Source organism: Telluria sp. ZB4P37 (assembly GCF_059685855.1).
Genome location: NZ_JCASID010000003.1, coordinates 138,187 through 150,146, shown reverse-complemented (window position 1 = coordinate 150,146; position 11,960 = coordinate 138,187). Strand labels below are relative to the sequence as shown.

The 11,960-nt window shown below is 67.0% G+C and carries 9 protein-coding genes; 6 read left to right on the top strand and 3 right to left on the bottom strand.

Annotated elements, in window-relative coordinates; genetic code table 11:
* Together tssF and tssG are read left to right on the top strand one after the other, a co-directional pair.
* The gene (gene tssF, locus AC56K1_RS08000) at nucleotides 1–1,842 is read left to right on the top strand and encodes a type VI secretion system baseplate subunit TssF (RefSeq protein ID WP_497157313.1); all 1,842 of its coding nucleotides are present in this window, start codon (nucleotides 1–3) and stop codon (nucleotides 1,840–1,842) included.
* Nucleotides 1,806–2,885 carry a type VI secretion system baseplate subunit TssG gene (tssG, locus tag AC56K1_RS07995; RefSeq protein ID WP_497157312.1) on the top strand — a complete coding sequence of 360 codons (1,080 nt, stop codon included), beginning with the start codon at nucleotides 1,806–1,808 and terminating at the stop codon, nucleotides 2,883–2,885. Before tssF ends, tssG begins: the two co-directional genes overlap by 37 nt.
* Nucleotides 2,886–2,893: 8 nt before the next feature.
* Here tssG and AC56K1_RS07990 read toward each other — a convergent pair whose 3' ends face one another.
* The gene (locus AC56K1_RS07990) at nucleotides 2,894–3,307 is read right to left on the bottom strand and encodes a DUF2750 domain-containing protein (protein ID WP_497157311.1); all 414 of its coding nucleotides are present in this window, start codon (nucleotides 3,305–3,307) and stop codon (nucleotides 2,894–2,896) included.
* 160 nt (nucleotides 3,308–3,467) lie between these two features.
* On the bottom strand, nucleotides 3,468–6,179 hold the full coding sequence (locus AC56K1_RS07985; RefSeq protein WP_497157310.1) for a PAS domain-containing hybrid sensor histidine kinase/response regulator: 2,712 nt from the start codon (nucleotides 6,177–6,179) through the stop codon (nucleotides 3,468–3,470).
* A gap of 181 nt (nucleotides 6,180–6,360) precedes the next feature.
* On the opposite strand from AC56K1_RS07985, the gene AC56K1_RS07980 reads away from it, so the two are divergent.
* Together AC56K1_RS07980 and AC56K1_RS07975 are read left to right on the top strand one after the other, a co-directional pair.
* Nucleotides 6,361–8,613, top strand: a complete 2,253-nt coding sequence (locus AC56K1_RS07980; protein WP_497157309.1) for a PhoX family protein — start codon at nucleotides 6,361–6,363, stop codon at nucleotides 8,611–8,613.
* Nucleotides 8,614–8,751: 138 nt separating this feature from the next.
* The gene (locus AC56K1_RS07975; RefSeq protein ID WP_497157308.1) at nucleotides 8,752–9,213 is read left to right on the top strand and encodes a hypothetical protein; all 462 of its coding nucleotides are present in this window, start codon (nucleotides 8,752–8,754) and stop codon (nucleotides 9,211–9,213) included.
* Nucleotides 9,214–9,222: 9 nt separating this feature from the next.
* Here AC56K1_RS07975 and AC56K1_RS07970 read toward each other — a convergent pair whose 3' ends face one another.
* Nucleotides 9,223–10,116: a LysR family transcriptional regulator ArgP gene (locus tag AC56K1_RS07970; RefSeq protein WP_497157307.1), complete on the bottom strand. Its 894-nt coding sequence runs from the start codon at nucleotides 10,114–10,116 to the stop codon at nucleotides 9,223–9,225.
* Nucleotides 10,117–10,211: 95 nt separating this feature from the next.
* Between AC56K1_RS07970 and AC56K1_RS07965 the strand changes: the two genes are divergently transcribed.
* Nucleotides 10,212–10,826, top strand: a complete 615-nt coding sequence (locus AC56K1_RS07965) for a LysE/ArgO family amino acid transporter (RefSeq protein ID WP_497157306.1) — start codon at nucleotides 10,212–10,214, stop codon at nucleotides 10,824–10,826.
* Nucleotides 10,827–10,880: 54 nt separating this feature from the next.
* Nucleotides 10,881–11,951, top strand: coding sequence for an NAD(P)H-dependent flavin oxidoreductase (locus AC56K1_RS07960; RefSeq protein ID WP_497157305.1), 1,071 nt, complete (start codon nucleotides 10,881–10,883; stop codon nucleotides 11,949–11,951).
* Nucleotides 11,952–11,960 lie beyond the last annotated feature (9 nt).

Sequence of the window (11,960 nt, the reverse complement as noted above, 5' to 3'; positions counted from 1 at the left end):
ATGGAACAATTGCTCCCGTATTACGAAAGCGAGCTGGGTTACCTGCGCCGCAACCTGCGCGAATTTGCCGAACGCTATCCGCGCATTGCCGGGCGCCTCTTGATCAGTGGCGAGGTCTGCGAAGACCCGCATACCGAACGCATGATCGAATCCTTCGCGCTGCTCAATGCGCGCATTGCGCGGCGCCTGGACGACGACTACCCCGAATTCACCGAAGCCCTGTTCGAGGTGCTGTACCCGCACTACCTGCGCCCCTTCCCCTCTTGCTCGATCGCACGCATGGATGTGAGCGGAGCAGCCAGGCAGGGCGGCGCCAGCACCATTGCGCGCGGCACCCAGCTCAATACGCGGCCGGTGCGGGGCGCCGCCTGTACCTTCCGCACCGTGTATCCGGTCGACGTGGCGCCGGTGGCCTTGAGCCGGGCCAGGTTTTCCGCCATCATCGACGCGCCCGAGGCCGTGCGCCTGCCGGGGGCCGCATCGTCCAGCATCAGCCTCACCCTCGACTGCACCGCCGAACAGGGCTCGCTGGCCCAGCTCGCGCTGCCCAGCCTGCGCGTGTTCATCGACGGCGAGCCTTCGTTTTGCGCCGCCCTGCGCGACGCGCTGTTCATGCGCACGGTAAGCGCCTATGTCGAAGCAGGAAGCAGCGGGCGCTGGACGGCGCTGGCGCCAGTGCCGGTGCGCCCGGCCGGCTTCGGCGAGGACGAAGCCCTGATCGACTTCCCGGCGCGCTCGCATGCCGCCTACCGGCTGCTCACCGAATATTTTTGTTTTCCCGAAAAATTCAATTTTTTCGACATCGACCTGGCCGCGCTGGCCGCCGCCGCGCCGCCCGGGACGCGCAGCGTGACCTTGCACCTGGCGCTGTCCGGCCTGCGCTCGGACTCGAACACCGCGCGCATGCTCGGCACCCTGTCCACCAACAACGTCCAGCTGGGCTGCACGCCGGTGATCAACCTGTTCCGCCAGCGCGGCGAGCCGATCCGCGTGACGCATACCAGCGCCAGCTATCCGGTGCTGGCCGATGCGCGGCGCGCCTTTGCCTACGAGGTGTATGCGATCGAATCGCTGAGCCTGATGCGCCAGACGCCGCAGGGCGAAACGCTGGTGCAGTTCCGCCCCTTCTATGCATTGCGGCATGCGCAGACACCGGAAGACGCCGGCCATTATTACGCGGTGCGGCGCGACGAATCGCTGGCCGATAAAAGCCCCGGTTTCGAAACCCAGGTCTCGATTGTCGACATCGATTTCGACCCGGCCGAAGTGGAGACCGATATCCTCAACATCGAGCTCACCTGCACCAACCGCGACCTGCCCGCCTCATTAAGCTACGGCCAAGCGGGCGGCGACCTGTTCCTCGAAGGCGGATCGAGCGTGCGTGCGATCGCCTTCCTGCGCAAACCCACGGCCTCCTACCGCTTCGCCAGCGGCCGGGGCGCGCACTGGCGTTTGATCTCGCACCTGGCGCTGAACCACCTGTCGCTGGCCGATGGCGGGGTCGAGGCCTTCCGCGAGATGCTGGCGCTGTACGACCTGCCGCGCTCGCCCTCGTCGCAGCGCCAGATCGGCGGCATCAAGGCGATCGCGCAGCGCCCGGCCACCACCTGGCTAGCCGGTAATCCGTTCACCTGCCTGGTGCGCGGCGTCGAGGTGCGCCTGAGTATTGATGAAGAAGCCTTTGTCGGCAGCGGCATCCACGCGTTTGCCCAGATCATCGAGCGCTTCCTCGCCCTCTATGTGCATGCCAACAGCTTTACCCAGCTGGTGATCGTGTCGAACAAAACCGGAGAAGACTTATTGACATGCCAGCCACGCAGCGGCGATTTGAGCCTGCTGTAATCGACCGCCTGTTCCGCGAGCCCTACCGCTTCGAGTATTTCCAGGCAGTGCGCATGCTCGAACTGTGGGCGCGGCGGCGCGGCCTGCCGCGCAAGGAACTGGTGGCGAACTTCCTGCGTTTCCAGAATTCGCTCTCGCTCGGTTTCCCGGCCAGCCAGGTCGAAGCGATCCAAACCGAACCGCGCGACCTCACACCCTGCGCGGCGGCCCTGGGCGCGGCCCTGCAGGACGGCAGCCTCAAATACATCCGCCTGACGCCCTCGTTCATGGGGCTGCTGGGTGGCCAGGGCATCCTGCCCCTGCACTACACCGAGCGCATCGCCGAACACCAGGCGCTGGAAAAGGACGAAGGCGCGCGGGCTTTCCTGGACACCTTCTCGAACCGCTCGCTGGCCCTGTTCTACCAAGCCTGGCGCAAATACCGGCTGGCGCTGCAATACCAGCTCGACGGACAGGACAGCTTCCTGCCGCTGCTGCTGAGCCTGGCGGGACTGGGCGACAAGTCGCTGCGACGGCGCCTGGCGGGCAGCGAGGATGGCACGGTGCTGGATGAATCGCTGGCCTATTTCGCGGCCTCGATCCGGCACCGCCCGGCTTCGAGCGTGCAACTGGCGCGGGTGCTGTCGGAATATTTTGGCCAGCAAGTCGTCGCCGAGCAGTTCGTCGGGTGCTGGTACGACGTGCCCCCAAGCCAGCAGACCATCCTGGGCAGCGACAATGCGGTGCTGGGTGTGGGGGCCATCGCCGGCGCCCGGGTCTGGCAACGCGACCTGCGCCTGCGGCTGGTGGTGGGGCCGCTCGACCGCGCCGGCTTCAACAATTTTTTGCCGGGCGGTCCGGCCGCGCGCGCGTTAAAGAGCATGCTGTCGATGTTTACGGGTCTCTGCCTCGAGTACGAAGTCGAGCTGGTGCTGCTGGCGGCGAAAGTGCATAACATCCGGCTGGCCGGCGATGAAGGGCGCCTGGGATGGGATGCCTACCTGGTGGAAGGCTTGCAGACGCAAGACCGGCGCGACGTGCGCTACGAGCTGCACAGCCTGTAGCACAGCCGCTAGCGGTTCAGCGCCCGCTCCAGGTCGACGCGCAACATGTAGATGGTCGGCGTCAGGCCACGGTCGCCCGGCGTATAGAAAATGCCCGGCAACACGCCGTCTTCCTCGAGCTGCGGCAGCAGCTCGGTCATGAGGTCGTCGAGCGGGAAAGATTGCGGCTCGTAGCCGTCCCATTCGAATTCGGCGCAGAGGTCGGCGAACTCGCTGGCCGGCCACATGGCAAAGACCAGGGTGCCGTCATCGGTCTTGGCCAGCGCCCAGCCGTCGCGGTACAGCCCCCAGACTTCGCCGTTCTCGGCCACCTGCCGCACGAAATGCGTGTAGCGCCGCGGCGCGGGCAAGGTAACGACGTCCGCCAGCTGCTGCGCGCCCAGCTTGATTGCTGAAAGAGTGTGCTCGCTCAAGGTGTCCACCGCATGTCGTTGCCGGCTTTAATGCCGTGAGCATGAGAATACGCCACATCGCGAAACGGCGGCGCAGGCGGGTCAAGCCGGATCACGCCAATCGGCCGGCGCGGGCAGCTGTGGATAAGATTAAGGTTTTCCACAGGCGAGGGCGCCAGGCCAAGCCGCCTCAAGCCGCGATCTGCCCCAGCAGCTCCTGGACCACGCCCAGCTGCACCGGCTTGGTGAGGTGATGGTCGAAGCCGGCCTCGTTCGACTTCTGGCGGTCGCTGTCGGCGCCCCAGCCGGTGAGCGCCACCAGGGTCATGCCCTCCAGGCCGGGGACCCGGCGCATCGCCCGGGCGGTGTCGTAGCCGTCCATGCCCGGCATTCCGATGTCGAGGAAGGCCACTTGCGGGCGGAAGCTGCGCGCCACCTCCACTGCCGCGGCGCCGTCGTGGGCCACCTGCGCCGTGTAGCCGCAGGCTTCCAGGATCATCGACAGCGTCACGGCGGCGTCGACATTGTCGTCCACCACCAGGATCTTCATGCCTTCGGCGGCGCTGCCTGCATTGGCGGTGGCAGTGGCGCCCGCGGTAGCAGCGTCTTCGTCGAGCGCGGCCAGCGGCAGGCGCACCGTGAACACGCTGCCCGCCTGCAGCCCCCTGCCGGCGGCCGATACCCAGCCGCCATGCATGTCGACCAGCCGCCGCACCAGCGACAGGCCGATCCCCAGGCCGCCCTGCGAGCGGTCGGTATGGTCGCCGATCTGGCTGAACATCTCGAACACCGAGGCCAGCGCGTCTTCCGGGATGCCGATGCCGTTGTCCGACACCGTAATGACCGCTTCCCAATCGTCGACCACCATCGACAGGCCGATCTTGCCGCCGGCCGGCGTGTACTTGGCCGCGTTGTTGAGCAGGTTGGCCACCACCTGCGCGATGCGGGTGACGTCGACGTCGGACATCACCGGCGCCTCCGGCAGCTCGACCGACAGCGCGTGCCGGCCGCTTTCGATCAGGGGCAGGCTGGTCTCGATGGCGCTGGAGAGCACGGCGCGCAGGTCGGCACGCTCCTTCTTGAGTTCGAGCTTGCCGCCGCTGATGCGGGCGATGTCGAGCAAATCGTCGATCAGGTGCACCATGTGGCTGACCTGGCGTTCCATCATCTCGCGCACCCGCGCCACCGTGGCCGCGTTGTCGCCCTTCAGGCGCATGACGCTCAAGCCGCTGCGGATCGGCGCCAGCGGATTGCGCAATTCGTGCGCCAGGGTGGCCAGGAACTCGGTCTTGCGGCGGTTCATCTCGGCCAGGTCGGCGGCCAGCTTGCGCAGGGTATCTTCGGACTGCTTGCGGGTCGTGATGTCGCTGAACAGCAGCGCTACCTTGTAGTTGCCCGGCGCGCCGATGCGGGTGGCGTAGACGTCGAACCAGCGGCCCATGGCCGGCGCCTCGTTCTCGAAGCGCACCGGCTCGCCCGTTTGCGCGACCCGGCCATAGGTCTCGAACCAGAAGCTGTCGAGCGTGGGCAGCAGCTCCTTCGCGGTCCGGCCGATCGCATCGTGCAGGCCGGTGTGCGACTCGAACATCTTGTTCATCTCGAGGAAGCGGTAATCGACCGGCCGCCCCTGCTCGTCGTAGATCATCTCGAAGATGCAGAAGCCCTGGTCGACCGATTCGAACAGGGTGCGGTAGCGTTCCTCGCTGGCGCGCAGCTTTTCGGCGGCGCGCTTGGCGTCGGTGGTGTCGACCACGATCGCCACCAGGCCCTGGAATTCGCCGTTCGGGCCGCGCAGCGCGTTGACGCTGCTGGTGGCCGGCATCAGGGAGCCGTCGGGACGCTCGTACTGCTTGTCGACGATGACGCCCGCCTCGCCCTCGGCCAGGCGGCGCACTGCCTCGAGCGTGACGGGCAGCGAATCGGGCGCGGTGAGGTCCAGTACGCTGGTGCCCAGCAGTTCGGCTTCGCCGCGGCCCACCATGTCGCAGTATTTCTGGTTGACGAGCGTGATCCGCCCTTCCGGATCCATCTGCACCACGCCGGTGGCGGCCTGGCTGACGATTTTCTCGAAGCGCTCGCGGCTTTCGTACAGCTCCAGCTCGGCCAGCTTGCGCTCGGTCTGGTCCACGCCGTGCACCAGGATCCCGGTGACCCTGCCTTCGGCATCGCGCATCGGCACGTAGACCTGGTCGACGAAGCGGCGCTCGAGCGGCGCGCCCGGGCGCCGCCGCAGCATGACAGGCACGTCGGTGCCGGTGAACGGCTCGCCGGTGCGGTAGACCCGGTCTAACAGCTCGATGAAACCCTGTCCGGCGATTTCCGGCAGCGCCACGTGCAGCGGCACGCCGACCGGATTGCGACCGCCGACCAGCTCCAGGTAGCGCTCGTTGATCATCTCGAACACGTGGTCCGGGCCGGTGAGCACGCACATGAAGGCCGGCGCCTGGCGGAACACGTCTTCCATCCGGTCGTTGGCGGCGCGCAGCTGGCGCACCAGGCGTTCGCGCTCGGCGTCGGCGTTGACCTGCGCCGTGATGTCGCGCGATATCACCAGCAGCCCGTTGCTTGGCGCGCCCACGGCGCTGACCGTGACGTCCCACCATTTTGGCGTGCCAGCGGCCGTCGGGCAGGCGCCGCGGAAGCTTCCGTTGCCGCTGCTGCGCGCAGCGTCGATCGCCGCGTCGATGCCGGCGCGGCTGGCATCGGGCCATAGGGTCGACCAGACGTCGCCGACCAGCCGGGTGACGTCGGTGATGTCCATGGCGCGCTGGCCGTTATGGTTCATCGCGACGATGCGGCCCTCGGCGTCGAGCAGCTTGACGCAGTCGGGACTGGCTTCGAAGAGTTGCAGGCCGAGGGCGGCCGGGTCGATGGTCGGGGCGGGGGTACTGCGATGCTGCATGCAATCTGTCCTTGGTGGGCCGCTGCTGCGCGATATGGGAGGGTCCTCGGCAGTATATCCGGATGGCGGGGCGGAGGGCGCTGGATACGCGCTTTGTCACGGAACTGTTATCGAGCCGTCACAAGGCAGTCATCAAGGCTGCCTACCATGCAGGGACTTCTCCACAACAACAGGATCACCCGTGAACAAGCCGCTAGACATCGCCCGCATCCCTGTCGACCACGACGACATCGATACGAACGTCTCGTCGAATGACCATTTCAGCAGCGTGCTGGAAGCGCGCCTGAGCCGCCGCAGCCTGCTGCGCGGCGGCGCCGCCTCGGCCGCCACCGCGATGCTCGGGGCCCTGGGCCTGGGCGGCTGCGGCGGCTCGAACGACGGCACCCCGGCCACCAGCGCCCCGCCGGTCGTGGTCACGCCGCCGGCCGAGAAGCTGCTCGGCTTCACGGCCGTGTCCAAGAGCCTGCTGGATGCCGTGGTGGTCCCGGCCGGCTACACGGCCAGCGTCCTGTACGCGACGGGCGACCCGCTCACCGCTTCGACAGCCGCGTTCAAGAACGATGGCACCGACACCGACATGGAGAACCGCGCCGGCGACCAGCACGACGGCATGGAATTCTTCCCGCTCTCCGGCACCGGCGCGGTCTCGACCAGTGCCAACGAGCGCGGCCTGCTGGCGATCAACCATGAAGCCACCATCGACGAGAAGCTGTCCGCCTTCTTCCTGCACCCGAACGGGGGCACCATGAGCCTGCCGCGCCCGGCCGCCGAGGTGGACAAGGAAATGGCGCTGCACGGCCTGTCCGTGGTCGAAGTGCGCAGGAACGGCGCCAAATGGGAATACCTGAAGGATTCGCCCTTCAACCGCCGCGTGCACCAGCAGACCGAGATCGAGATCTCGGGCCCGGTGCGCGGCAATGCACTGCTGGTCACCAGGTATTCGACCAACGGCACCAGGATCCGCGGCACCCTGAACAACTGCGGCACCGGCAAGACCCCATGGAACACCTATTTGTCAGGCGAAGAGAACTGGTCGGGCTATTTCACCCGCGCGAGCACGGACGATGCCGCGCGCGCCGACAAGAGCGTGGTCTCGCTCAAGCGCTACGGCCGCGACGCCGGCGCCGCTTCGCGCCACGGCTGGGAGACGGGCGGCCTGGATGACAAGTACGCGCGCTGGAACCTGAGCCGGAAGGGCGCCTCGCTCGACGGCAGCGACGACTACCGCAACGAGATGAACGGCATGGGCTATATCGTCGAGATGGACGCCTATGACAAGACCCGCGTCATCAAGAAGCGCACCGCGCTGGGCCGCTACGCGCACGAGAGCGCGGCTTTCGGCAAGGTGGTGGTGGGCCAGCCGCTGGCCGTGTACATGGGCGACGACTCGCGCAACGAATACATCTTCAAATATGTGTCGAACGCACTGTGGACGGCTGCCGATGCAGCGCCGCTGGACCGCATCGCCACCGGCGACAAATACCTCGATAACGGCAAGCTGTACGTCGCCAAATTCCTGGCCGACGGCAGCGGCCAGTGGATCGAGCTGTCGATCGCCAATCCCCAGATCGCCGGCTATGCCGGCTACGCATTCGCCGACCAGGCCGACGTGCTGGTCAATGCCCGGCTGGCGGGCGACGCTGTGGGCGCGACCAAAATGGACCGCCCCGAATGGTGCGCGGTGAACCCGGTCAACGGCGAGATCTACTTCACGCTCACCAACAACAGCAACCGCCGCGTCGAGCCGAGCGGCGCGAGCCAGAGCGCGCCGGATGCCGCCAACCCGCGCGTCTACACCGACATGAAGGGCACGGCTGCGCAGGTGGGCAACCCGAACGGCCACATCATCCGCGTCAGGGAAGGCGCCGCCGGCTCGGCTGCCACCGGCTTCCGCTGGGACGTTTACCTGTTCGGCGCCGAAGCCGCCGCCGCCGCCACGGTCAACTTGTCCGGCTTGAGCGCCGACCAGGACTTCTCCAGCCCGGACGGCCTGGCCTTCAGCGCCGCCACCGGCATCTGCTGGTTCCAGACCGACGACGGCGCCTATACCGACGTCACCAACTGCATGATGCTGGCCGGCGTGCCGGGCCAGGTCGGCGACGGCAAGAAGGTCTCGCTGAGCTACCCGCGCGCCAACGGTACCAGCTTGAGCGTGGACACCTATGTCGGCCTGGCGGCGACCCCGGACACGCTCAAGCGCTTTTTGGTCGGCCCGGTCAGTTCGGAAATCACCGGCATCGCCGAGACCCCGGACGGCAAGGCGCTGTTCGTGAACATCCAGCACCCGGGTGAAAGCACGGCGTCCGCGAATGTGGGTGACCCGACCAAATACACCAGCCAGTGGCCATCGAATGCGGGCTACGGCGCCGGCAAGCGCCCGCGCTCGGCGACGATCGTGATTACGAAAAATGACGGGGGCCGCATCGGCACCTGATTGTTTCGACAACCGTTCTCCGTTTCCCTTCGGGCTGGATGCGCAGGCATCCGGCCCTTTTTTTCGTTCATCGCAAGAAGCGTTCAAGGCAGGCGTGGCAGCATCAAGAATGCGCAATCTTTGCTGCAGGAGCGGGCCATGCCGACCATGTCGTTATCACATTACTTCCACATTACGCGCGCCAGCGCGCTGTACGACATCGTCGTGACCGCGCCCTTCGCCACCCCCTGGACCTTCGCCATGCTGCATGCCCAGTTATCAAGCACCAATGTCTGGATGGGCGGCGAGCCGCTGGCGCCGTTCGCGCTGGTGAACATCCTGATCACCTGCCTGATGGGCAGCCTGGTCATGCTGTGGTCCGCCATGCGGCTGTTCCAGCCCAGCCTTGCACTGGGGCGCTATGACGGGGTCGGGCGCTTCCTGTTCGCGGGCTGGATGATCTGGGCGCTGGCCGAGGGCGGGCTGCCCCTGGTGTGGCTGTTCCTGATCCCGGAGGTGCTGTGGGGCGTGGCGCAGTGCTGGCCGGTGGAACGGTCGCCCGCGATGGAGCGCCGCCGACCCGCGCGCCTGCGGTTGGTGCACCTGTCTTCCTCGCCCTAGTTCGTCGTCTTACAGAAGCGGCAGCAGCACGCCGTGCGCGGCCTTGAGCAGCGCCGCGCCCATGCGCTCCAGGCGCGGCGGCTGGATGCGCCAGGCGTGCCAGTACAGCGGCACGTCCACGTGCAGCTGTGGCGTCAGGTCGACCATGGTCCCGTCGAGCAGCATCGCGTCGCACTGCTCCAGCGGCAGCAGGCCGTAACCCATGCCCAGGCGGATCGCCTGGCCGTATGGATCGCTCGCCGGCACATAGTGAAAGGGATAGGCGCCTTCCGGCAGCCCGAAGTGCTTCAGCAAGAAGGCAGACTGCAGCGAATCCTTGCGGTCGAATACCACTACCGGCGCGCGTTGCGCGGCTTCGCGGCTGAAGCCATCCGGGAACCAGCTGCGCGCAAAGCTGCTGGAGGCCACCATGCGGTAGCGCATCAGGCCCAGGGTGCTCACCGTGCAGCCATGCATGGGCGCGGCCTCTCCGGAGATGCAGGCCACCACCCGGCCCTGTTCGAGCAGGGCAAAGGTATGGCCCTGGTTATCCAGCACGAATTCGACCAGCAGCTCTTCCGCATTCAATATCGGCGCCAGCACCGGCAGCAGCCAGGTGGCCAGGGTGTCGTTGTTGACTGCCAGCGCCACCCGCACCGGCCCCTCGTCCATGCCCATCTCGGCCAGGAATTCCGATTCCAGCAGGGTGCTGCGGCGCAGGTATTGCAGCAGGCGCGTGCCCGGGCCCGTTGGGCGGCAGGGACGGCTGCGCACCAGCAGCGGCGTGCCGAAATCCTGCTCCAGCGCCGAAATGCGCTGCGAGACGGCCGATGGCGTGATGGCCAACTGCGCAGCCGCCAGCTCCAGGCTGCCGGTATCGACGGCGGCCATGAAGGCGGCGCTGCGGCGGGGATCGATTTGCATTGGATTAATTTTTCTTACGCGTCTTTAAATATCATGAATATATTTGAATTAAAGCGCCTTGACATGGAACATGCCGGTTCTCACAAGGAGTCCGCATGTTTTCGCAACAGGTTTATCTGCAGGGGCTGGGTCTGGGCGCCAGCCTGATCATGGCCATCGGCGCCCAGAACGTCCACGTCATCCGCACCGCCGTGCGCGGGCAGCACGTGCTGGCCACGGTCCTCGCCTGCATCGTGGTCGACGTGCTCCTGATCGCACTCGGCATTGCGGGGCTGGGCGCGATCGTCGAAGCCTCGCCTGTTCTGCTGGCGGTGGCGCGCTACGGCGGCGCGGCCTTCCTGGCCTGGTATGGCTGGCGCTGCTGGAAGAGCAGCCTGAAGGGCGGCGCGTCGGTCGAACTGTCGGGGCAGGGGGCGCAGACGCTGGGCCGCGCGCTGGCCACCGTGCTGGTCTTGTCGCTGCTGAACCCGCACGTCTATCTCGACACCGTGGTGCTGCTCGGCGCGGTTGGCAGCAGCCTGGCAGGCGACGCCAGGCCCTCGTTCGCGGCCGGTGCGATGACGGCGTCGGTGCTGTGGTTCGCGGGTCTGGGCCTCGGCGCCCGGCGCTACGCTCCGGTGCTGGGCCGCCCGGCGGTATGGCGCGCCATCGAAGCCTTCACCGGGACCCTGATGCTGGTGCTGGCCGTCCTGTTGGTGCGCCCAGCGTAAGCGCGCAGCTCTCGTTATACTCGTGTTCCGACCTTCATTTCGCCGGAGCCGATCATGCGAGCCAACCTGCTGTCGATGCTGAACATCCACCACCCGATCATCCAGGCCCCGATGGCGGGCATCTCGACCCCGGCACTGGCAGCGGCCGTTTCGGAAGCGGGCGGGCTGGGCTCGATTGCAGTGGGCACCAGCACGCCGCAGCAGGCAGGTGCGGCCATCGCCGCCGTGCGCGAAAAAACGAACAAGCCCTTCAACGTCAACGTGTTCACCCATGCGCCCGCGACAAGCGACCCGGCGCGCGAAGCTGCCTGGCTGGCGTGGCTGCGCCCGCATTTCGCCCGCTTCGGCGCCGAACCGCCGGCGGGCTTGACTGAGATCTACCGCAGCTTCCTGGCCGACGACGCCATGTTCGAGCTGCTGCTGGCCGAGCGCCCGGCCGTGGTCAGCTTCCATTTCGGCCTGCCGGCGCAAAGGCACATCGATGCGTTGAAGAAGGCCGGCATCGTGCTGTTCACCACCGCGACCTCGCTCGAGGAAGCGCTGCAGATCGAAGCGGCCGGCATCGACGTCATCGTCGCCCAGGGCATCGAAGCGGGCGGGCACCGCGGCATGTTCGATCCTTCCGCGCTAGACGCGGCGCTGTCCACGCTTGACTTGCTGCGCCAGTTGTCCGGCAAGGTGTCGGTGCCCTTGGTGGCCGCCGGCGGCATCATGGACGGGCAAGATATCCGCACTGCGCTCCAGCAAGGCGCCAGCGCAGTCCAGATGGGCAGCGCCTTCATCGCCTGCCCGGAATCCTCTGCGCCGCCGCACCACCGCGCGCTGATCGCGCAGGGTGCCGGGCTGCAGACCGAACTCACGCCCGTCATTTCGGGACGGCCGGCGCGCGGCATCGTCAACCGCCTGTTCCTCGACGCCGGCGCGCCCGGCCATCCGCCGCTGCCGGACTACCCGATCGCCTACGACGCCGCCAAGGCGCTGCACGCCGCGGCATCCAGCAAGGGCAGCCAGGATTACTCCGTCAACTGGGGTGGCACCGGCTTCGCACAGGCGCGCAGCATTCCGGCCGGCGAACTGGTTGCCGCCCTGGTCGCCGAAATCAACGCAGCACAATCAACACCCTGAACAGACAAG

Coding starts and splice junctions, on each gene's coding strand:
- AC56K1_RS07960 (WP_497157305.1), top strand. CDS start 10,881: ATGCGAGCCAACCTGCTGTCGATGCTGAACATCCACCACCCGATCATC.
- tssF (WP_497157313.1), top strand. CDS start 1: ATGGAACAATTGCTCCCGTATTACGAAAGCGAGCTGGGTTACCTGCGC.
- AC56K1_RS07975 (WP_497157308.1), top strand. CDS start 8,752: ATGCCGACCATGTCGTTATCACATTACTTCCACATTACGCGCGCCAGC.
- AC56K1_RS07965 (WP_497157306.1), top strand. CDS start 10,212: ATGTTTTCGCAACAGGTTTATCTGCAGGGGCTGGGTCTGGGCGCCAGC.
- AC56K1_RS07970 (WP_497157307.1), bottom strand. CDS start 10,116: ATGCAAATCGATCCCCGCCGCAGCGCCGCCTTCATGGCCGCCGTCGAT.
- AC56K1_RS07985 (WP_497157310.1), bottom strand. CDS start 6,179: ATGCAGCATCGCAGTACCCCCGCCCCGACCATCGACCCGGCCGCCCTC.
- tssG (WP_497157312.1), top strand. CDS start 1,806: ATGCCAGCCACGCAGCGGCGATTTGAGCCTGCTGTAATCGACCGCCTG.